The following is an 18,861-nucleotide window of genomic DNA, read 5'->3' as shown; positions in this document are numbered from 1 at the left end:
ATACTCGCAGCAGGGGAGCGGGCGCGATGCACCCCGGGCGGGCCCCGGGGCTCGGAGTCACGGCCGGGGAATCTTGCGCCGGGCATCGGTAAACAGTAAATTATAAAATACTAATATATAGTTCGCGGAGGGACCGGGCCGGCATCAATGGCGGTCCGGGTCGCGACACCAGCGCAAGGAAAGAACGCCTCATGCTACGAAACCGGATGCGTCCGGCCCTCTGGGCCATGCTGCTGCTGCCGTTGTCGGCGCAGGCCGAGCTACCGTTCGAGACGGCCACCGCCGAACGCCAGTCGATCACCCAGGAGCGCATCCTGGATGGTCGTGTGGAGGCGGTGCAGCGCTCCACGATCTCGGCGCAGACCTCCGGACGGATCCGCGAGATCTACGTGGATGTCGACGACTTTGTCGAGGCGGACGAGCTGCTGGTGCGTGTCAGCGACACCGAGCAGCAGGCGCGCGTGAGCCAGGCCGAGGGCGACCTGGCCGAGGCCCGCGCCCGCTTCAACGAGGCCCGTTCGGAGTTCGAGCGCATCCGTGACGTGTTCGACCGCGGGGTGGTGTCGCGCTCCGAGTTCGACCGTGCCGAGGCCGCGCTGGCGTCCGCCCGGGCGCGGCTGCGCTCGGCCGAGGGTCGGGTCGAGGAGGCGCGCGAGCAGCTGGGATATACCGAGGTGTATGCCCCGTACTCGGGCATCGTGACCGAGCGGCATGTCGAGGTTGGCGAATCGGTCAGCCCGGGTTCGCCGCTGTTGTCCGGTATCAGTCTGGATCAGCTGCGGGTGGCGGTGGATGTGCCGCAGCGGCTGATCCACCGGGTGCGCGAGCAGCGCACGGCCGAGGTGCTGCTGAACGGTGACCGGGTGGCGGCCGACAGCCTGACCATCTTCCCCTATGCCGATCCCGCCAGTTCCACCTTCCGCATCCGCGTGAATCTGCCGGAGCAGCAGGATCTGGGGCTGTTCCCCGGCATGTTCGTGAAGACCGCCTTTGTGGTGGACGACGTCGAGCGCCTGCTGGTGCCGACGGATGCCGTGGTGTACCGCAGCGAGGTGGTGGCGGTGTACGTGGTGGATGACGCCGATCGCGTGAGTTTCCGCCAGGTGCGGGTCGGGCGCCAGTATGACGGCATGATCGAGATCCACGGCGGTCTGGCCGAGGGCGAGCGCGTGGCGCTGGACCCGGTGCACGCGCAGATCTGGCTGAAGGAACATCAGCAGGTGGGCGCCGATGAGTGATGCCAGCACGGACGCGGCGTCCGCCCGCATGGGTATCTCCGGGCGCATTGCCAGGGCCTTCCTGACCACGCAGATTACGCCGCTGCTGGCCCTGGTGGGCCTGCTGCTGGGGCTGTTCGCGATCCTCGTGACCCCGCGCGAGGAAGAGCCGCAGATCAACGTGACCATGGCCGATGTGTTCATCCCGTTCCCCGGGGCGAGCGCCGAGGAGGTCGCGCAGCTGGTGGCGACGCCGGCCGAGCAGGTGCTCTCGGAGATCGAGGGCATCGACGACATCTATTCCGTCTCGCGTCCGAACATGGCGCAGATCACCATCCAGTTCGAGGTCGGCGAGGACCGCACCGCGGCGCTGGTACGCCTGTACAACCAGGTGTTCTCCAACCAGGACTGGCTGCCCCAGGGGCTGGGGGTCGGCGAGCCGATCATCCGCCCGATGGGCATTGATGACGTGCCGATCGTCAACGTGACGCTGTGGACCGAGGATGCGGCACGCGGCGGGCACGACCTGCTGCGCGTGGCACACGCGCTGGAGTCCGAGCTCAAGCGCGTGCCCGGCACCCGCGATATCTACACCGTCGGCGGGCCGGATCATGTGGTCCACGTGCGCTTCAAGCCGGAGACGCTGTCCGCCTACGGCCTGTCGGTGGATGATCTGCGCGACAGCCTGCAGGCCTCCAACTTCTCGCGCGATGCCGGGCGGCTCTATCAGGACGACCAGGAGATCCTGATCCAGGCCGGGGACTTCATCACCGAACCCGAGGCCTTCGGCGCGCTGGTCGTTGGCGTGCATGACGATCGTCCGATCTACCTGGAGGACGTGGCCGAGGTGGTGCAGGGCCCGGCCTACGCGACCGAGCACGTGCGCTTTGCCCACGGTGCGGCCGCCGGCGACCGCGCCCGCCATGGCGAAAGCCACCCGGCGGTCACGGTCGCGATCGCCAAGCAGCCGGGCACCAACGCCCCGGACATTGCCGATGCCCTGATCGAGCGGCTGGAACAGCTGCGCGGCACCTATATCCCGGACGGCATCGAGACCACGATCACCCGCAACTACGGGGCGACCGCGGACGACAAGGCGAATACCCTGATCCAGAAGCTGATCCTGGCGACCGCGTCGGTGGTGATCCTGGTCTGGATCGCGCTGGGCTGGCGCGAGGCCTTCATCGTCGGCGTGGCCGTGGTGATCACGCTGGCGATCACGCTGTTCGCCTCCTGGGCCTATGGTTTCACCCTCAACCGCGTATCGCTGTTCGCGCTGATCTTCTCCATCGGGATCCTGGTGGACGATGCGATCGTGGTGGTGGAGAACATCCACCGGCACATGGTCCAGGGGGGCAAGAAGCTGCTCGAGGCGATCCCGTATGCGGTCGACGAGGTGGGCGGGCCGACGATTCTCGCAACCTTCACCGTGATTGCGGCGCTGCTGCCGATGGCCTTCGTCACCGGCCTGATGGGCCCGTACATGAGCCCGATCCCGATCAACGCCTCGATGGGGATGATCATCTCGCTGGCCGTGGCCTATGTGGTCACGCCGTGGCTGACGTACAAGGTCCTGCGGCGTCAGGCCGAGCAGCACGAGCACGCGGCCCCGGCGGGTGGCGGTCATGGCCCGGAGGCAGAGAGTGCTTCTGCCGGCCTGATGAAGATCTTCAACACCCTGCTGATGCCGTTCCTGGGGACCGGCGGGCGCAAGAAGGCCAACCGTCTCGCACTGTGGGTCGGCACGCTGGTGCTGATCCTGGGCTCCGTCTCGCTGGCATATTTCCAGCTGGTGGTGATGAAGATGCTGCCGTTTGACGACAAGTCGGAGTTCCAGGTGGTGCTGGACATGCCGGAGGGGACCAGTCTGGAGCGCACCTCCCTGGTGCTGTCCGAGATGGCCGACTACCTGAAGACCGTGCCGGAGGTCGACAACGTGCAGACCTACGCGGGCACGGCCGCGCCAATCAACTTCAACGGCCTGGTGCGGCAGTACTACCTGCGCGAGGGCAGCCATGTCGGGGACATCCAGGTGAACCTGACCCATGAGTCCGAGCGCTCGCGCAAGAGCCACGACATCGCCCTCGGCGTGCGCGAGGCGATCAACGCGATCGCCGACCGCCACGGTGCGGCCGTGAAGGTGGTCGAGGTCCCGCCGGGGCCGCCAGTGATGTCGCCAATCGTCGCCGAGATCTACGGTCCGGACTATGACGGCCAGATCGAGATCGCCAAGCAGGTACGCCAGGTGTTCGAGAACACCGCGGGCATCACCGACATCGACGACTCGGTGGAATACCCGGGGCCGAAGAAGATCCTGCAGGTGGACCGCGAGCGCGCCGCGCGCCTGGGCGTGTCGCAGCAGGCGGTGGTGCAGGCGATCGAGACTGCACTGTCCGGCGAGGACGTGACCTACCTCTACGGTTCCAACGTGAAGTACGCGGTGCCGGTGCGGCTCGAGTTCGAGCAGGCCGAGAAGGGCAGCCTGGACCCGGTGCTGGGGCTCAAGGTGCGCTCGCGCGACGGCAACCTGGTGCCGCTGTCCGAGGTGGTCAACGTAGTGGACTCCAGCCTCGAGCGCTCCATCCACCACAAGAACCTGCTGCCGGTGGTATACGTCATGGGTGACCTGGCCGGGGGGCTGGACAGCCCGCTGTACGGCATGTTCGACATGTTCTTCGGCCTGCGCGACACGCCGATGGCCTATGGCGAGCCGCTGGAGCAGCTGTTCATCAGCCAGCCGGAGAACCCGTACAACTTCTCGCTGAAGTGGGACGGCGAGTGGCAAGTGACCTACGAGACCTTCCGCGACATGGGCATCGCCTACTCGGTGGGTCTGATCCTGATCTACCTGCTGGTGGTCGCGCAGTTCCGCTCGTACATGGTGCCGCTGATCATCATGGCCCCGATCCCGCTGACGGTGATCGGGGTGATGCCGGGGCATGCGTTCATGGACGCCTTCTTCATGGATGCCAAATTCACCGCGACCTCGATGATCGGGATGATCGCGCTGGCCGGGATCATCGTGCGCAATTCGATCCTGCTGGTGGACTTCATCAACGACGAGATCCGCCGCGGCGTGGACGTGATCGAGGCGGTGGTGCATGCCGGGGCCGTGCGTGCCAAGCCGATCATCCTGACCGGGCTGGCGGCGATGGTCGGCGCCGGGTTCATCCTCGACGACCCGATCTTCTCCGGCCTGGCGATCTCGCTGATCTTCGGTGTGTTCGTCTCCACCCTGCTGACGCTGGTGATCATCCCGGTGCTGTACTACCTGTACGTGCGCAACCGGGTCGAGCTGATCCGCGCCCAGGCGGCGTAGGTGTCACCCGGCATTGCGCATCGGGGCGCAATGCCGGGGCACGGGTCCGGTGTTTTCGCTACGGGCGCGCAAGCCGCTACAATCCCGGCTTTGACCCAACCGGAGTTACCCGATGGATGTCGAGATGGGAGAAGAGGGCCTGAACGTCCTCGGGATCAGCCGTGAGCAGTGCGCGACGCTGGTCGAAGTGCTAAAGGCCAGCGAAGACCAGCGCTTCATGGACGACCCGGAGCTGCGCAAGCTGTTCAAGCTGCTGGCCGTGCTGCAGAGCGACCTCTGGGACGACATGACCGCCGGGCAGTTCGACTTCGCCCCCTACAAGAAGCAGTAACCGCCTGCCGCGCAGGCCCGGAGCCCCCTGATGCCCGACAATGATTCCCGCCGGCCGTCCAATTTCTTGATCGGCAACCTCTTTCTTGGCGCGGCCGCCATCATGCTGTTCTTCTTCGTCACGCTGTGGGATGTGCTTGGGGTGTTCGCGCTTCTGCTGTGGATGGGCCTGGCCGCGATCGGGGTCTATTTCATCGTGAAGGACAAGGACATCAATCCGGGCGGACCGCCCAATTGAATCGATGAGCGCGCCGGCGCGGGCGGCGACTCGTCCGAACGGGGGCGAATCGCCAGGGCTGGCGCGGCTGCGGCACGAATTCCTGCAGGGCCTGGTGCCCTGCGTCGAGCGCGTCATGGGCCTGGCGCAGGCGCTGGATGGTACCCCCGAGGATCGTGAACGCCTGCTGCGGCTGCAGCGTGAGGTACATCCCCTGGCGCATTCGGCCCGCGTGTTCGGGCTGGGGCGGCTGTTTTCGGTGGCGGAATCTCTGCAGGCGGCCCTGGTCGGGGTGGGCCCGGTCGCCCCCGGGCCCGATCGCGAACTGATCCACGCCGGCGTGGAACGGCTGCAGGCCGCGATCGAGGGGTTTCGCCAGCACGCTGTACCCGGCGCCCAAGCGGTCGCGTCGAGTCTCGGCGGGTCGGCCCGGGCATCGCGAGTGCTGCTGGTCGACGACGGCGGACCGGTCGGCGAGGCGGTCGCCGGGTTGCTGGAGGCACGCGGCTTTCGCCTGCTCCGGCTCTCGAGGGAGGCGCCGGAGGTGCCCAGCCTTGCCGATGATCCCTGTACCGCCGTGGTGTTGTGTGCAGACCGGGTGGAGCTGCAGGGTGCCGGGCTGCCCGCGGTTCCGGCAGGCATGGATGGCACCTTGCCGGTGCTGGCGGTGGCCGGGCGCTGGAGCCCGGGGGCGCGCGTGGAGTGTGTCCGCCGGGGTGTATCGCGCTGCCTCGATTACCCGCTGGCGGGCGATACCCTGATCGAACAGCTGGCCCAGATCGGCGGGGCCATTGTCGACGCCGACTTCCACGTGCTGCTGGTGACGGCGCCGGGGGGCGGTGGCGGCCTGGCGGCGGCCCTTGGCCACGTCGGTCTGGAGGTGGATACCGCGAGCGATCCGGAGGCGGTGCTGGCCCATATGGACGGTACCGGAACGGACGTGGTGGTGCTGGACCTGCCCGCGCTGGCCGAGCCTGTCGAATCCTTTGCCGCGCTGCTGCGCGGGCGCGAGAACGGTGGCTCGACGCCGCTGTTGATCCTGACCGACGACCCGGGCGAGGTGAACCGCCTGATGACCCTGCATCCGGGCGTGGTCGGCGTGTTCCTGGAGCCGGTCGAACCCGCCCGTATCGCCGCGGTAATCACGGCCCGGGCGCGGCAGCTCCGGCAGATGGACGGGGTCAGCGAGTCCTATCGCCAGGCCCTGTACGAACGCGAACGCGAACACCTCGCGGTCAATGAGCACGCGCTGGTCAGCATCGCCGACGCCGCGGGCAACATCGTCTATGCCAACGACCGTTTTTCGCGGGTCAGCGGCTATGCGATCTCCGAACTGCTCGGGCGCAACCACCGCATCCTGAAATCCGGTCAGCACCCGCCGGCGTTCTATGCCGAACTCTGGGCCACGATTGCCGCCGGCCGGGTCTGGCGGGGCGAGATGTGCAACCGGGCGCGGGATGGCTCCCTGTACTGGGTCGAGACCACGATTGTCCCGTATCTGGGGGCCGACGGGCGGCCCTATCAGTACGTGTCGATCCGGACCGAGATTACCCATGTAAAGAACCAGGAATACCGCCTGCGTTCCAGCCAGATCTTCGCCAACATGGGGACCTGGGAGTGGACGCCCGACTGCGAACAGCTGGTCTGGTCGGAGCGGATCCCGCCCCTGCTGGGCTACCCCGAGGGCGGGCTGGAACCGACCGTTTCCAGTTTCATGCAGGCCGTGCACCCGGACGACCGCGAGCGTCTGCGCAACGCGATCGCCAGCAGCCTGCGGCGCGGCTCGTACTTCGAGCTGGAACACCGCGTGATCTGGCCCGATGGTTCCGAGCACTGGCTGCTGGAGCGCGGCGACGTGGTGCGCAATGCCGAGGGCGAGGTGCTGTACATGCTGGGGGTGATGCAGGACATCACCAAGCGCAAGACCTCGGAACTGGCGCTGTCCCGGCTCTCCACGCGACTGCAGGAGGCCCAGCGCCTGGCGCGGATCGGCAACTGGGAGATGGATACTCACAGCGGCGAGTTCGACTGGTCGCGGGTGATCTACGAAATCCTCGACATCGACCCCGGGCAGTCCCGCCCGACCCGCGCCGACTACCTGAGGCGGGTGCCCCCGGACGAGCGCGAGCGCGTGGCCGCCTTCCTCGACCAGCTGCATGCGCCCGAGCCGCGGGAAATCACGCATCGCCTGCGGCTGCCGAATGGCCACAGCCGCTACGTTCATTTGATCGCCGGCGCGAGCCCGGAGGCGGGCGCGGCCCCGGTGCGGGTGGCGGGCACGCTGCAGGACATCACCGAACTGCACGAGGCACAGGAATATCTGGCGCTGTTCCGCAAGCTGTTCGAGACCTCGGAACAGGGCATCAGCATCTTCGATCGCAAGGGACGGTTTGTCTTCAACAATCCCGCCGCGCTGGAGATGCTCGGGTATACCGATTCCCACCTGAAGGGGGTGGGGTATTACGCCATCATCCCGGAGGCGGCCGCGCGCGAGGCCGCCGAGATCGAGCACGTGCGCACCCAGGGTGGGGCCTGGACCGGAAAGCTGCCACTGCGTTGCCGCAATGGCGCGGTGTTCATCTCGGCCAGTACCATCGGCGTGGTGAACGACGAGCGCGGCGAACCCCAGTACGGGTTCAATATCTTCAGCGACTTTACCGACGAACTCCTGCGGCGTTCCGAGCTTCACCGAGCGCGCGAGGCGGCCGAGGCGGCCAGCCGCGCCAAGTCCGAGTTTCTCTCCAACATGAGCCACGAACTGCGGACGCCGATGAACGCGGTGCTCGGGTTCGCCCAGCTGCTGGAGCGCGACACCTCGCTGGGTGAGCAGCAGCGGGCCTATCTGGACGAGATCGGACGCGCCGGGCGCCACCTGCTGGACCTGATCAACGAGGTACTGGACCTGGCCCGCATCGAGGCCGGGCAGATGAGCGTGGAGTCGGAAGCGGTCGCTCTGGACCCGGTCATGGAGGATTGCCTGGGGCTGATGCGACCACTCGCCGAGGAGCGGCAGGTAGAGTGCGAGCTGGATGCCGACCGCGAGCTGGGCGTGCAGGGGGATGCGCGCCGGGTCAAGCAGGTCCTGCTCAACCTGCTGTCCAACGCGGTCAAGTACAACCGGCCGGGTGGCCATATCCGGCTGAGCGTGCAGGCGCGCGGGGCGCGCGTGCGCGTGGCCGTCGCCGACGACGGCCCGGGTCTGACCCCCGAGCAGCAGGCCCGCCTGTTTCAGCCGTTCGAGCGCCTGGCGGCCGACCGGGACTCGGTTGAGGGCAGCGGGGTAGGGCTGGCGATCACCCGGCACCTGGTCGAACTGATGCACGGCGAAATCGGGGTCGAGAGCCAGCCGGGCGCGGGGAGTACCTTCTGGTTCGAGCTTCCGCGGGCGGCGCGCGGCCAGGACCCGGCCGGATCCCGCGCGGACGTCGCCGCCGGCGCCCTTCCGGCGGCCACAGGCCGCTGTCGTGTGCTGTGCGTCGACGATCACGCGCCCAACCTGGATCTGCTGCAGGAGATGCTGCGCCAGCACCAGCATGTCGACTGCCTGCAGGCCCAGTCCGCGGAGCAGGGGCTGGAGCTGGCCATGAGCCGGGCGCCGGACCTGATCCTGCTGGATCTCAATATGCCGGTGATGGATGGCTACCAGGTGCTGCGCGCGCTGCAGAGCGAGGCCGATCTGAGCGCCATCCCGGTGGTCGCGGTGACTGCGGATGCCACCGCGGCGACCCGGGACCGGGTGCTGGCGGCCGGATTTTCCGACTGCGTGGTCAAGCCGGTGAGTGCGCAGGCCCTGGCCCGGGCCCTGAAGACCTGTCAGACCTGATCAGGGCAACACTGCTTTCCGTGTTGCCTTAGAGAAACAGGACGCCGACGATCGCGACGGCCGCGATCACGGCCACCGCGTCGGCGCTCAGCGCGGCGGCCAGGGTGTGGCGCACGCGCTTGATGCCGATCGCGCCGAAGTAGACGGCCAGCACGTAGAAGGTGGTCTCGGTCGAGCCCTGCAGGGTGGAGACGAGGATGCCGACGTGGGTGTCCGGGCCGGTGGTCGGGTCCTGCATGATGCCGGCCATGATGCCGTAGGCGCCGGAGCCGGACAGCGGGCGCAGCAGGGCCATCGGCAGGGCCTCGGCCGGCAGGCCGAACGGGGTCGTCAGCGGCCCGACCAGCCCGACGAACATGCCTAAAGCACCACTCTCGCGCAGCATCCCCACCGCGACCAGGATCGCGACCAGATAGGGGATGATGCGCAGGGCCACGTTGAAGCCCTCCTTGGCCCCCTCGACGAAGACCTCGTAGACCGGCACGCCGCGGATCACCCCGTAGGACAGGAAGCCGACCACCAGCCCCGGGATGATCCAGGGGGCGATCGCCTGGCCGTAGACGATCGTCAGCGGGATGATCGCCAGCACCCCCAGCAGGACCAGGATCGAGACCCAGGCCGGGTAGCCCTCGGTGGGGACCTCGATGTTCATCGGTTGTTGCTCGGGCTGGGCACTGTCCTGCTCGCGATTCTCGGCCGGCGCCGGTTCAGTGCTGTCCTGGCTCGCTTCCCGGATCGTGTCTTCCAGCTCGTCGGAGCCGGAGGCGGCATCCGCATCGATTGAGCGCGTGGGCGGCGGGCTGCGGAAATAGCGCTGCAGGATCAGGGCGCTGGTGATGCCGGCGATGGTCGCGAACAGCGTGGCGAACAGGGTGGTTGGCAGGATCGCGGCCGGGGCCTCGGAGCCGAGCGAGGCGCGCAGCGCGATCACCCCGGTGGGCAGCAATGTGATGCTGGAGGTGTTGATTGCCAGGAACAGGGCCATCGCATTGGTGGCGGTGCCCGGGTGCGGGTTCAGCTTCTCCAGTTCCTGCATCGCGCGGATGCCGAACGGGGTCGCGGCGTTGCCCAGCCCCAGGATATTGGCGGAGAAGTTCAGGATCATCGCGCCCATCGCCGGGTGCTCCGGCGGGACCGACGGGAACAGGCGGATCATCAGCGGGCGCAGCAGCCGCGCCAGCACGGTCAGCAGGCCGCCGGCCTCGGCGATCTTCATCAGGCCCAGGAACAGCGCCATCACCCCGACCAGCCCCAGCGCCAGTTCCACCGCCGAGCCGGCGGCGTCGATCGCGCCCTCGGACAGGGCCTGCATCGGGCGTTCGTCGGGGTCGGTGGAGCGGATCTCGCGGATCGCAGCCGTGGCCACGGCGATCACGATCAGGGCGAGAAAGATCAGGTTCATGCGGCGCAGTTTGCCACGGTCAGCGGTTCTCTCCGCGTGATACACCGCGCAGCACGGCATCCATCGCCCGCGCCGGCAGCAGCCACTTGAGGAAGGCGAACAGGCGGGTGGGGAAGGTCACGTGATAGCGCACCCGCGGCCGGCGGGCCTCCAGGGCGTGCACTACACAGCGCGCGACCGCCTCGGGCCCCAGTGTGAACGGGGCATCGGAGTCGGCGTCCGCCATGCGGGCCTCGGCGGCGCGGTAGGTCTCCTCCCACGGGCTGTGCTCGCGCTGGATGTGGTAGCGGAAGGCCTTCAGGGCGTTGGCGCGGAATTCGCTGCGGATCGGCCCCGGCTCGATCAGGGCGACATGGATGCCGGTGCCATGCAGTTCCTGACGCAGGGTGTCGCTCATGCCCTCGATCGCGAACTTGGAGGTTACGTAGGCCCCGCGCAGGCGCAGGGCGACAAAGCCGAGCACCGAGGAATTCTGGATGATGCGCCCCGCACCGGCGCGGCGCATCGCCGGCAGCACCGCGTTGGTCAGCTCCAGCCAGCCAAGGACGTTGGTCTCCAGCTGGGCGCGCAGAGTGGCGCGGTTGAGGTCCTCCACCGCGCCGGGCTGACCATAGGCGCCGTTGTTGAACAGGGCGTAGAGGTGGCCATCGGTGCGGTGCAGGATCTCGGTGACCGCGCTGTGGATGCTGGCGGAGTCATCCAGGTCCAGCTGCAACGCCTCGAAGCCGTCCTTCTTCAGCCGCGCGACATCCTCGCTGCGCCGGGCGGTGGCGAAGACCCGGTAGCCGCGATCGCGGAGCATCCGCGCGGTGCAGGCCCCGATGCCGCTTGAGCAGCCGGTGATCAGGACCGCGCGCTGGGAGGGTTCGCTCATGGCGGCCGGATCAGTAGGTGAGGGTGGCCACGCCGTCCTCGACGACCTCGCCGATGAAGGCGCCGCCGCCGCGCATCCCGTCCAGTTCCGGGATCGCGTTGTCCAGGGTCAGTCCGTTCTCGTCCATTGCACCGGCGCAGGCGTAGAAGGCACAGCCGGCCTCGTGGGCGTCCTGCATGAAGCTGTAGACGGACTTCTCTTTCGCCTCGCCGGGGTAGATCTGGTCCGCCACACCCTGTCGCAGCAGGCGGGTGGTGCCGGCGGCGAAGTAGATCTCGACCTCGAGATCCATCGCAGCGGCGACGGTGGCCTGGAAGAACGGCGCGCCCAGGGTGCCGGGGCGGTCGAGGTCCAGATTGAGCAGCATGATCACGATCTTTTCGGCCATGGCGGGTCCTTGCTGGGTCGTGGTTCGAGGATCAGGCGAATCATCCGCGCTGCGGCCGCGCGGCGCAAACACCGCCTGTCGGTGCGGAAGGCCTTTTATTCCCGGCGAACGGCCGCATAATACGCCTCAACCCGTGTTTTCGCGGATATGTTCCGAGGATTCCAGCCATGCCCATCTATGAATATCAGTGTAAGGATTGCGGTGAGATCTCCGAGATCCTGCAGAAGATCTCCGACCCGCCGGCCACCACCTGCCCCGAGTGCGGTGCCGAGGCCCTGACCAAGCAGGTCTCCGCCGCCGGTTTCCGCCTGGCCGGGGGTGGCTGGTACGAGACCGATTTCAAGAAGGACGGCAAGCGCAACCTGAAGGATTCGGGCGGTGGCGCCGGCAAGTCCGATACCTCCACGAGCAAGGCCGCGGCCAGTACCTGACCCATGCTGGTCTCCCTGCGCCGCTACCTGATTGCAGGGCTGCTGGTCTGGCTGCCGCTGATCGTCACCGGCTTCATTATCAAGCTGCTGGTCGACCTGCTGGACTTCACCATCCTCCTCCTGCCGCCGGGCTGGCGGCCGGAGGCGCTGCTGGGCTTTTCCATCCCGGGCATGGGGATCGTGGTCGCGATCGTCGTGGTGTTCGTCACCGGGGTGATCGTGGCCAACATCGTCGGGCGCAAGCTGGTCGCGCTGGGCGAGTCCATCGTGCACCGCATCCCGCTGGTCAGCTCGATCTACGGGGCGGTGAAGAAGGTGACCGAGACGGTACTGGCGGATGGCGGCCAGGCCTTCCGCAAGGTGATGCTGATCGAATACCCGCGCCGCGGCCTGTGGTCGATCGGCTTCATGACCGGCGTCGGCACCGGCGAGGTGCAGGAGCGCACCGAGCACGAGGTAATCACCGTGTTTGTCCCGACCACCCCCAACCCGACCTCCGGCTTCGTGCTGATGGTGCCGCGCGAGGAGGCCATCGAACTCGACATGACGGTGGAGGACGGCCTCAAGTTCGTGATGTCCATGGGGGTGGTCACCCCGCTCAGAAGCATTGACGACGCCCCGGCTCCGGTTGCGCAAGGGCAGGGCAAATCGTAAGATTTCCGGCCTTTTCGCGGGTGCGGACGTCGCGTTCGCCCCGTTTTCCCGACTAACCGTGCAGGCCTCTCAGGAACCACCGATCCCTGGCGGGCGTGCCCTTCGGCTGGAACAGCGTAATGCGAACTCATCTGTGTGGACGTGTCACCGAGAACGAACTCGACTCGGAGGTGACCCTTTGCGGCTGGGTGAATCGCCGGCGTGACCACGGGGGCGTGATCTTCGTCGATCTGCGCGACCACACGGGTCGCGTGCAGGTGGTGTTCGACCCCGACCGCGAGGACGTATTCGCCCGCGCCGAGCAGCTGCGCAGCGAATTCGTGATCCGCATGACCGGCCGCGTGCGCCGGCGCCCCGAGGGCACCGAGAACCCCGACCTGTCCACCGGCGCGGTGGAGATCCTGGGTCTGGAACTGGAGGTCCTGAACGCCGCCAAGACCCCGCCGTTCCCGCTGGACGACGAGGACGTCGGCGAGGACACCCGCCTGCGCTATCGCTACGTGGACCTGCGCCGCCCGGTGATGCAGGAGCGCCTGCGTCTGCGCGCGAAGGTCTCCGCGGCCATGCGCCGCTTCCTCGAGGAACGCGATTTCCTCGACCTCGAGACCCCGATGCTGACCAAGGCCACGCCGGAGGGCGCGCGCGACTATCTGGTGCCCAGCCGCACGCATCCGGGCAGCTTCTTTGCCCTGCCGCAGTCGCCGCAGCTGTTCAAGCAGTTGCTGATGATGTCCGGCATGGACCGCTACTACCAGATCACCCGCTGCTTCCGCGACGAGGACCTGCGCGCCGATCGCCAGCCGGAGTTCACCCAGCTGGACATGGAGATGGCGTTCGTCGACGAGGCCGACGTGATGGACGTGACCGAGGGCCTGATCCGTCATCTGTTCCGCGAGGTGCAGGGCGTGGAACTGCCCGATCCGTTCCCGCGCATGGCCTACGTCGAGGCGATGGCCCGCTTCGGGTCGGACAAGCCCGATCTGCGCATCCCGCTGGAGTTCACCGAGCTGACCGACGTGATGCAGGCGGTGGAGTTCAAGGTGTTCAACGGCCCGGCGAACGACCCCGAGGGCCGCGTGGCCGCGCTGTGCGTGCCGGGCGGGGCCAAGCTCACACGCAAGGAGATCGACGTCTACACCGAGTATGTCGGCCGCTACGGCGCGAAGGGCCTGGCCTACATCAAGGTCAACGACCCGGCGGATCTCGCGGGCGGGCTGCAGTCGCCGATCCTGAAATTCCTGCCGGAGGATGTGACCCGGCAGATCCTCGAGAAGACCGCGGCCGCCGCCGGCGACCTGATCTTCTTCGGCGCGGACAAGGCCTCGGTGGTCAACGAGGCGATCGGCGCGCTGCGCGTGAAGCTCGGCCACGACCTGGACCTGGTCGAGGCGGGCTGGCAGCCGCTGTGGGTGGTCGACTTCCCGATGTTCGAGTACGACGACGAGGACAAGCGCCTGTACGCCCTGCACCACCCGTTTACCGCTCCGGCGGTGGACAGCCCGGATGCGCTGCGCAGCAACCCGCGCGAGGCCCTGTCCCGCGCCTACGACATGGTGCTCAACGGCACCGAGGTGGGCGGCGGCTCCATCCGTATCCACAACCCCGAGATGCAACGGGCCGCGTTCGAGGCCCTGGGCATTGGCGAGGACGAGGCGCGCGAGAAGTTCGGCTTTCTGCTGGATGCGCTGGAGTTCGGTGCCCCGCCGCACGGCGGCCTGGCCTTCGGTCTGGACCGTCTGGTGATGCTGATGAGCGGCGCCCACTCCATCCGCGACGTGATGGCCTTCCCCAAGACCCAGACGGCCGCCTGCCTGCTGACCGACGCCCCGGCGCCGGTCGGCGAGAAGCAGCTGCGCGAGCTGGGCATCCGCCTGCGCGCCAGCGCCACCCAGCAGGCCGGGTAGGCGCCTGCCCGCCGTGGCCGGTATGCGCGCCAGCGTGGTCACGGTCCATGGCTGGCATATGCCGGGCCTGGAGCTGGCGCTGCTGGAGCGCCGGCTGCGCGCGGCCGGGCTGGAGGTCCATCGCTTCCACTATGCCTCGCGCCGCCAGACCCCGGAACAGGCGGCACGCGCCCTGGCCGCCTTCGTTGAGGCAGTGCCCGGCGACCTGGTGCATCTGGTGGCCCACAGCCTCGGCGGCATCATCGTCCGCCATCTGTTCACCGTGGCCCCGGTCCAGCGCCCTGGCCGCATCGTGATGCTGGGCTCGCCGCTGGCGGGCAGCCGGGTGGCCGCGCGTCTGGCGCGCAACCGGCTCGGCCGTTGGTGGCTGGGGGCCGCGCTGGACCGCGGGCTGCTGGGCGGCAGTCCCATCCTGCGCGGGCGCGAGATCGGGATGCTGGCCGGAAGCCGGGGGTTCGGGCCGGGCCCGCTGTTCGCGCGCCTGCCGCACCCGCATGACGGCATCGTGGCGGCGGACGAGACCCGCAGCCCGGATGTCTCGCGCCACCTGACCCTGCCGGTCTCGCACATGGGCATGCTGTTCGACGCCACGGTGGCGCGGGAGACCCTGCATTTTCTCGAGGCGGGCGAGTTCCTGCCCTGATATCAAACGAGCGCAGGGTCCTGCCGCCCGCATTCGTGATTACCGCGGCCCCAGCGATTAGACTGTGCGCATCCTGCGGTCCGCCGGCATGCCGGGACCGCTGCCACCGAACCCAACCAGGAGTCGTGACCGAATGGCAGGCCACAGCAAGTGGGCGAACATCCAGCACCGCAAGAATGCCCAGGACGCCAAGCGCGGCAAGCTCTTTACCAAGCTGATCCGCGAGATCACCGTTGCCGCGCGTCAGGGCGGCTCGGACCCGGAGACCAACCCGCGCCTGCGCCTGGCAATCGACAAGGCGCTGGGTGCGAACATGACCCGCGACACCATCGAGCGCGCGGCCAAGCGCGGCGCCGGCGAGAGCGGCGGCGACAACGTCGAGGAGATTCGCTACGAGGGCTACGGGCCGGGTGGCGCGGCGATCCTGGTCGATTGCATGACCGACAACCGCAACCGCACGGTCGCCGAGGTGCGGCACGCCTTCTCCAAGATGGGCGGCAACCTGGGGACCGACGGTTCGGTGGCCTACCTGTTCCAGAACAAGGGCGTGATCCGTTTTGCCCCCGGTCCGGACGAGGAGACCGTGATGGAGGCCGCGCTGGAAGGCGGGGCCGAGGACGTGCAGGTCGAGGAGGACGGCGCCATCGAGGTCATCACCGAACCGGATGCCTACCAGAGCGTGCGTCAGGCGCTGGTCGAGCACGGGCTGGAGCCGGAGCAGTCGGAGGTGACCTGGCGTCCGGACACCCTGGCGCCGCTGGATGCGGATACCGCCGAGTCCATCCTCAAGCTGCTGGACATGCTGGACGACCTCGACGACGTGCAGAACGTCTACACCAACGCCGACTTCCCCGCCGAGATGGGCGGTGACTGATCCGGCGGGGTTGTGAGCGGCATTCGCATCCTCGGTATCGACCCCGGGTCCCGAATTACCGGCTTCGGGGTCATCGAATACACGCGCAGCCAGGGCCGCTCCTGCGGGCATGGCGTGATCCGGCCGAAGGCCAGCGCATTCCCCGAGCGCCTGGGCGAGATCTTTGCCGGGGTGGCCGAGGTGATCGCCGAGCTGAAGCCCGATGTGCTGGCGATCGAGACGGTATTCGTCGCGCGCAATGCCCAGTCCGCGATCAAGCTCGGGCATGCCCGCGGAGCGGCGATCTGCGCTGCGACCCAGGCCGGGCTCGCGGTACACGAATACGCCCCGCGCGCGATCAAGCTGGCCGTGGTCGGTGTCGGCGGGGCGGACAAGGAACAGGTCCAGCACATGATGCAGCAGCTTTTACGTCTGTCCGAACCGGCCAGCAGCGATGCCGCCGATGCCCTGGCCGTGGCGCTCTGCCACGCGCATACCGAACAGCACAACGCTCGCCTTGCCGGGGCAGCGGTGATCGGGGGCGGGCGATGATTGCGCGACTGGAAGGGCGCCTGATCGCACGCGAGGTCCACGGCGTCGTTATCGACGCCGGCGGGGTGGGGTACGAGGTCGATGTCCCGCTGTCCACGCTGGCGGCGCTGCCGGAGCCGGGCGAGACGGTCGTGTTGGCGACGCATCTGGTGGTGCGCGAGGACGCGCATCAGCTGTTCGGCTTTCTGAACAAGCGCGACCGGGATCTGTTTCGCCGCCTGATCCGGGTCAATGGCATTGGCGCGAAGCTGGCCCTGGCCATGCTCTCCACCTATGCCGGCGACGAGCTGGCCGGCCTGATCAGTGGCGGTGACGTCACGGGGCTGGCGAAGGTGCCGGGCATCGGCAAACGCACCGCCGAACGGGTGGTGCTGGAGCTGGGCGAGCGCCTCGCGGAGATGGGCTTTGCCGCTGCGCCCGCCGGGGCGGCGGCGGGCAGCGAGTCCACGCCTGCTGCCAAGATGGAGGGCGAGGCGCTGGCGGCGCTGGAGTCGCTGGGTTACCCCCGCGCCAGCGCCGAGAAGATGGTCGCGGCGGTCCGCGGCCAGGCGGATTCGCTGGAGACGCTGGTGCGTCTCGCCCTGCGCTCCACCGTCAAGCGCTAGCGCGAGGAGCCGAGGCTCTTTTCGATGCGGTCGGCCAGGTCGACCAGCCGCGCCGACTGGGCGCCCGAATCCGCGCCACCAGCCTGCTGCTGGCAGTCCAGCATATCGTGGGCCAGGTTCAGCGCCACCATCACCGCAATGCGCTCGGCCCCCACCACGCGCCCGCCATCGCGCAGTTCGCGCATGCGCTCGTCCACCAGGGAGGCCGAGGCAAACAGGTCGGCGCGCTCCTCCGGCGGGCAGGCAATCTGGTACTCCTTGCCCATGATGGAAATGCGGACGGGTTCGGACTTGCTCATTCGCTATGCTCCATCGAGCGCAGGCGCGCGATCATGTTCTCGACCCGGTGACGGGCCTGCTCGTTGCGTTCCTTGAAGGCGGCGCGTTCCCCCTTGAGCTGGCGCACCTGTTCCTGCAGCAGGTGGTTATGCTCGCGCAGGGTCGCGTGTTCCTCGAGCAGGCGCGTAATCGCGGCTTCCAGACGGGCGGTCGGGTCGATTGCGGAATCGTCGTTCGGCTGCATGGCCTCGGGCCCCAATGGCAAACGCGGCATCCGCCGCGGGTCGATGGATTCATGGAGTCTAGGAGGGCTTCGCGCGAAGCGTCAACTTGGGCCATCTTCTTGCTGGAACACATTCACTTTTTGCAGGTCGCACACCTGCCACGCCGGGGTTTGTTGCGGCCCGGTGCCCGCGCTGGCCACAATACGGCGAATCCCGTTCACAGAAAGTGTTGCTGCCCATGACCCAGCCCCCCGAACCCGGCCCCGACGCCACCGTGATCGAGGGCACCGCGCACAACGGAAAGCCCTGCCGTATCGTCGACAACACGGGGACCGTGCCGCATACGGAGCTGGAACAGCTGTTGAACGCCTTGATCGAGGAGAAGCGCTTCGGTCTCAACATGCTGTCTTCCACCGGTTCCAGTGCGATCAAGCTGGGCGAGCCGCAGTTCACCCACCTGCAGGTGGGGGACGATCTCTACCGCTTCCTGCTGTTCCCCTACGAAGCGCGGCTGGAGTCGTTCTGATGGCGGATGCGCGCGGCACCGGCAACGCCAAGTCGCAGGCGGGTCTGGAGCGCGACCCGGATGCCCTGCGCGAGCAGCTGGCGCATGGCCTGCGCAGCATGGGCTTCGCGCAGACGCCGGCCTCCGCCCATGGGCTGTTCACCGGCTGCCTGGTGGCGGACCCAGGCGCGGACGTGGCGGCGCTGGAGCGCAGCCTCGGGGAGGCGATGCCGCTGACCACGGGTGCGGGCGAAAGCTTTGGCAAGACCGTGGAGGCAATCCGGCGCGCCCTGCTGGCCCAGCTGTATGACGTCGAGCTGGGCTTTGGTCCGCTGCTCCCGGAGGACGAGGCCATCGAGGCGCAGGCGCAGGCCCTTTCGGAATGGGTGGACGGCTTCATCGCCGGGCTGGGTCAGACGCCGCGTCTGGGCAAGCTCAAGCCCTCGGCCGAGGCCAGCGAGATCCTGCGCGACTTTGCCGAGATCGCGCGCATCGAGCTGGAGCCGGACGACGACGAGGAGAACGCCGCCGCCTTCGAGGAGCTCAATGAATATGTGCGCGTGGGCGTGCTGCTGATCGCCGACGAGCTGGCCCCGGACGACCCGAAACGGATCCCGATGCAATGACCTCGACGCGACGCA

19 protein-coding genes are annotated in these 18,861 nt (G+C 68.0%); 14 read left to right on the top strand and 5 right to left on the bottom strand.

Annotated features, from left to right (window positions below; genetic code table 11):
- Positions 1-206: 206 nt before the first annotated feature.
- The 5 genes from D000_RS0103360 (at position 207) to D000_RS0103340 (ending at position 8,906) form a co-directional block, all read left to right on the top strand.
- Complete coding sequence (locus D000_RS0103360) at positions 207-1,238, top strand: efflux RND transporter periplasmic adaptor subunit (protein WP_018872144.1); 1,032 nt, start codon at positions 207-209, stop codon at positions 1,236-1,238.
- Positions 1,231-4,536: an efflux RND transporter permease subunit gene (locus tag D000_RS0103355; protein WP_018872143.1), complete on the top strand. Its 3,306-nt coding sequence runs from the start codon at positions 1,231-1,233 to the stop codon at positions 4,534-4,536. Before D000_RS0103360 ends, D000_RS0103355 begins: the two co-directional genes overlap by 8 nt.
- A gap of 112 nt (positions 4,537-4,648) precedes the next feature.
- Positions 4,649-4,867: a hypothetical protein gene (locus D000_RS0103350; protein ID WP_012981920.1), complete on the top strand. Its 219-nt coding sequence runs from the start codon at positions 4,649-4,651 to the stop codon at positions 4,865-4,867.
- 30 nt (positions 4,868-4,897) lie between these two features.
- Positions 4,898-5,104 carry a hypothetical protein gene (locus D000_RS0103345; RefSeq protein WP_018872142.1) on the top strand — a complete coding sequence of 69 codons (207 nt, stop codon included), beginning with the start codon at positions 4,898-4,900 and terminating at the stop codon, positions 5,102-5,104.
- Between the two features lie 4 nt (positions 5,105-5,108).
- Positions 5,109-8,906: a PAS domain-containing protein gene (locus D000_RS0103340; RefSeq protein ID WP_018872141.1), complete on the top strand. Its 3,798-nt coding sequence runs from the start codon at positions 5,109-5,111 to the stop codon at positions 8,904-8,906.
- Between the two features lie 28 nt (positions 8,907-8,934).
- Here D000_RS0103340 and D000_RS0103335 read toward each other — a convergent pair whose 3' ends face one another.
- From D000_RS0103335 to D000_RS0103325, 3 genes are read right to left on the bottom strand one after another with little or no spacing between them, the layout of a single operon-like run.
- Positions 8,935-10,308 (bottom strand): nucleoside recognition domain-containing protein, encoded by a 1,374-nt coding sequence (locus D000_RS0103335; protein WP_018872140.1) that lies wholly within the window; start codon positions 10,306-10,308, stop codon positions 8,935-8,937.
- A gap of 19 nt (positions 10,309-10,327) precedes the next feature.
- Positions 10,328-11,182: an SDR family oxidoreductase gene (locus D000_RS0103330; protein WP_018872139.1), complete on the bottom strand. Its 855-nt coding sequence runs from the start codon at positions 11,180-11,182 to the stop codon at positions 10,328-10,330.
- A 10-nt stretch (positions 11,183-11,192) separates the two neighbouring features.
- The gene (locus D000_RS0103325; RefSeq protein WP_018872138.1) at positions 11,193-11,570 is read right to left on the bottom strand and encodes a DsrE family protein; all 378 of its coding nucleotides are present in this window, start codon (positions 11,568-11,570) and stop codon (positions 11,193-11,195) included.
- Positions 11,571-11,737: 167 nt separating this feature from the next.
- Here D000_RS0103325 and D000_RS0103320 point away from each other — a divergent pair, with 167 nt between their 5' ends.
- The 7 genes from D000_RS0103320 (at position 11,738) to ruvA (ending at position 17,212) form a co-directional block, all read left to right on the top strand.
- Positions 11,738-12,001 carry an FmdB family zinc ribbon protein gene (locus D000_RS0103320; protein WP_018867442.1) on the top strand — a complete coding sequence of 88 codons (264 nt, stop codon included), beginning with the start codon at positions 11,738-11,740 and terminating at the stop codon, positions 11,999-12,001.
- Between the two features lie 3 nt (positions 12,002-12,004).
- On the top strand, positions 12,005-12,655 hold the full coding sequence (locus tag D000_RS0103315; RefSeq protein ID WP_018872137.1) for a DUF502 domain-containing protein: 651 nt from the start codon (positions 12,005-12,007) through the stop codon (positions 12,653-12,655).
- 119 nt (positions 12,656-12,774) lie between these two features.
- Positions 12,775-14,559, top strand: coding sequence for an aspartate--tRNA ligase (gene aspS, locus D000_RS0103310; protein ID WP_018872136.1), 1,785 nt, complete (start codon positions 12,775-12,777; stop codon positions 14,557-14,559).
- Positions 14,560-14,572: 13 nt separating this feature from the next.
- Entirely contained in the window at positions 14,573-15,202 is a 630-nt protein-coding gene (locus D000_RS0103305) for a triacylglycerol lipase (RefSeq protein WP_026279736.1), read from the top strand.
- A 133-nt stretch (positions 15,203-15,335) separates the two neighbouring features.
- Positions 15,336-16,076 carry a YebC/PmpR family DNA-binding transcriptional regulator gene (locus D000_RS0103300; RefSeq protein WP_018872134.1) on the top strand — a complete coding sequence of 247 codons (741 nt, stop codon included), beginning with the start codon at positions 15,336-15,338 and terminating at the stop codon, positions 16,074-16,076.
- Positions 16,077-16,097: 21 nt separating this feature from the next.
- The gene (gene ruvC / locus D000_RS0103295; protein WP_026279735.1) at positions 16,098-16,607 is read left to right on the top strand and encodes a crossover junction endodeoxyribonuclease RuvC; all 510 of its coding nucleotides are present in this window, start codon (positions 16,098-16,100) and stop codon (positions 16,605-16,607) included.
- On the top strand, positions 16,604-17,212 hold the full coding sequence (ruvA, locus tag D000_RS0103290) for a Holliday junction branch migration protein RuvA (RefSeq protein WP_018872132.1): 609 nt from the start codon (positions 16,604-16,606) through the stop codon (positions 17,210-17,212). Before ruvC ends, ruvA begins: the two co-directional genes overlap by 4 nt.
- On the opposite strand, the gene D000_RS0103285 is transcribed toward ruvA, so the two are convergent.
- Together D000_RS0103285 and D000_RS0103280 are read right to left on the bottom strand one after the other, a co-directional pair.
- Positions 17,209-17,511 (bottom strand): cell division protein ZapA, encoded by a 303-nt coding sequence (locus D000_RS0103285; RefSeq protein ID WP_018872131.1) that lies wholly within the window; start codon positions 17,509-17,511, stop codon positions 17,209-17,211. The two genes, ruvA and D000_RS0103285, sit on opposite strands and share 4 nt — an antisense overlap.
- Entirely contained in the window at positions 17,508-17,735 is a 228-nt protein-coding gene (locus tag D000_RS0103280) for a hypothetical protein (RefSeq protein WP_018872130.1), read from the bottom strand. Before D000_RS0103280 ends, D000_RS0103285 begins: the two co-directional genes overlap by 4 nt.
- 218 nt (positions 17,736-17,953) lie before the next feature.
- On the opposite strand from D000_RS0103280, the gene D000_RS0103275 reads away from it, so the two are divergent.
- Positions 17,954-18,241: a hypothetical protein gene (locus D000_RS0103275; RefSeq protein ID WP_018872129.1), complete on the top strand. Its 288-nt coding sequence runs from the start codon at positions 17,954-17,956 to the stop codon at positions 18,239-18,241.
- Positions 18,241-18,846, top strand: coding sequence for a UPF0149 family protein (locus D000_RS0103270; protein ID WP_018872128.1), 606 nt, complete (start codon positions 18,241-18,243; stop codon positions 18,844-18,846). Before D000_RS0103275 ends, D000_RS0103270 begins: the two co-directional genes overlap by 1 nt.
- The last annotated feature ends 15 nt before the right edge of the window (positions 18,847-18,861 follow it).

It is taken from the genome of Thioalkalivibrio sp. ALJ16, assembly GCF_000377345.1.
In the GTDB taxonomy this organism is placed as follows: domain Bacteria; phylum Pseudomonadota; class Gammaproteobacteria; order Ectothiorhodospirales; family Ectothiorhodospiraceae; genus Thioalkalivibrio.
This window is presented reverse-complemented; position numbering and strand designations above follow the sequence as displayed.

What these genes read in the sequence shown, in the direction of transcription:
- D000_RS0103345 (WP_018872142.1), top strand. Translation starts at nt 4,898, where the DNA reads ATGCCCGACAATGATTCCCGCCGGCCGTCCAATTTCTTGATCGGCAAC.
- D000_RS0103280 (WP_018872130.1), bottom strand. Translation starts at nt 17,735, where the DNA reads ATGCAGCCGAACGACGATTCCGCAATCGACCCGACCGCCCGTCTGGAA.
- D000_RS0103315 (WP_018872137.1), top strand. Translation starts at nt 12,005, where the DNA reads ATGCTGGTCTCCCTGCGCCGCTACCTGATTGCAGGGCTGCTGGTCTGG.
- D000_RS0103285 (WP_018872131.1), bottom strand. Translation starts at nt 17,511, where the DNA reads ATGAGCAAGTCCGAACCCGTCCGCATTTCCATCATGGGCAAGGAGTAC.
- D000_RS0103340 (WP_018872141.1), top strand. Translation starts at nt 5,109, where the DNA reads ATGAGCGCGCCGGCGCGGGCGGCGACTCGTCCGAACGGGGGCGAATCG.
- D000_RS0103330 (WP_018872139.1), bottom strand. Translation starts at nt 11,182, where the DNA reads ATGAGCGAACCCTCCCAGCGCGCGGTCCTGATCACCGGCTGCTCAAGC.
- D000_RS0103300 (WP_018872134.1), top strand. Translation starts at nt 15,336, where the DNA reads ATGGCAGGCCACAGCAAGTGGGCGAACATCCAGCACCGCAAGAATGCC.
- D000_RS0103270 (WP_018872128.1), top strand. Translation starts at nt 18,241, where the DNA reads ATGGCGGATGCGCGCGGCACCGGCAACGCCAAGTCGCAGGCGGGTCTG.
- ruvA (WP_018872132.1), top strand. Translation starts at nt 16,604, where the DNA reads ATGATTGCGCGACTGGAAGGGCGCCTGATCGCACGCGAGGTCCACGGC.
- D000_RS0103335 (WP_018872140.1), bottom strand. Translation starts at nt 10,308, where the DNA reads ATGAACCTGATCTTTCTCGCCCTGATCGTGATCGCCGTGGCCACGGCT.
- aspS (WP_018872136.1), top strand. Translation starts at nt 12,775, where the DNA reads ATGCGAACTCATCTGTGTGGACGTGTCACCGAGAACGAACTCGACTCG.
- D000_RS0103320 (WP_018867442.1), top strand. Translation starts at nt 11,738, where the DNA reads ATGCCCATCTATGAATATCAGTGTAAGGATTGCGGTGAGATCTCCGAG.
- D000_RS0103350 (WP_012981920.1), top strand. Translation starts at nt 4,649, where the DNA reads ATGGATGTCGAGATGGGAGAAGAGGGCCTGAACGTCCTCGGGATCAGC.
- D000_RS0103355 (WP_018872143.1), top strand. Translation starts at nt 1,231, where the DNA reads ATGAGTGATGCCAGCACGGACGCGGCGTCCGCCCGCATGGGTATCTCC.
- D000_RS0103360 (WP_018872144.1), top strand. Translation starts at nt 207, where the DNA reads ATGCGTCCGGCCCTCTGGGCCATGCTGCTGCTGCCGTTGTCGGCGCAG.
- D000_RS0103275 (WP_018872129.1), top strand. Translation starts at nt 17,954, where the DNA reads ATGACCCAGCCCCCCGAACCCGGCCCCGACGCCACCGTGATCGAGGGC.
- D000_RS0103325 (WP_018872138.1), bottom strand. Translation starts at nt 11,570, where the DNA reads ATGGCCGAAAAGATCGTGATCATGCTGCTCAATCTGGACCTCGACCGC.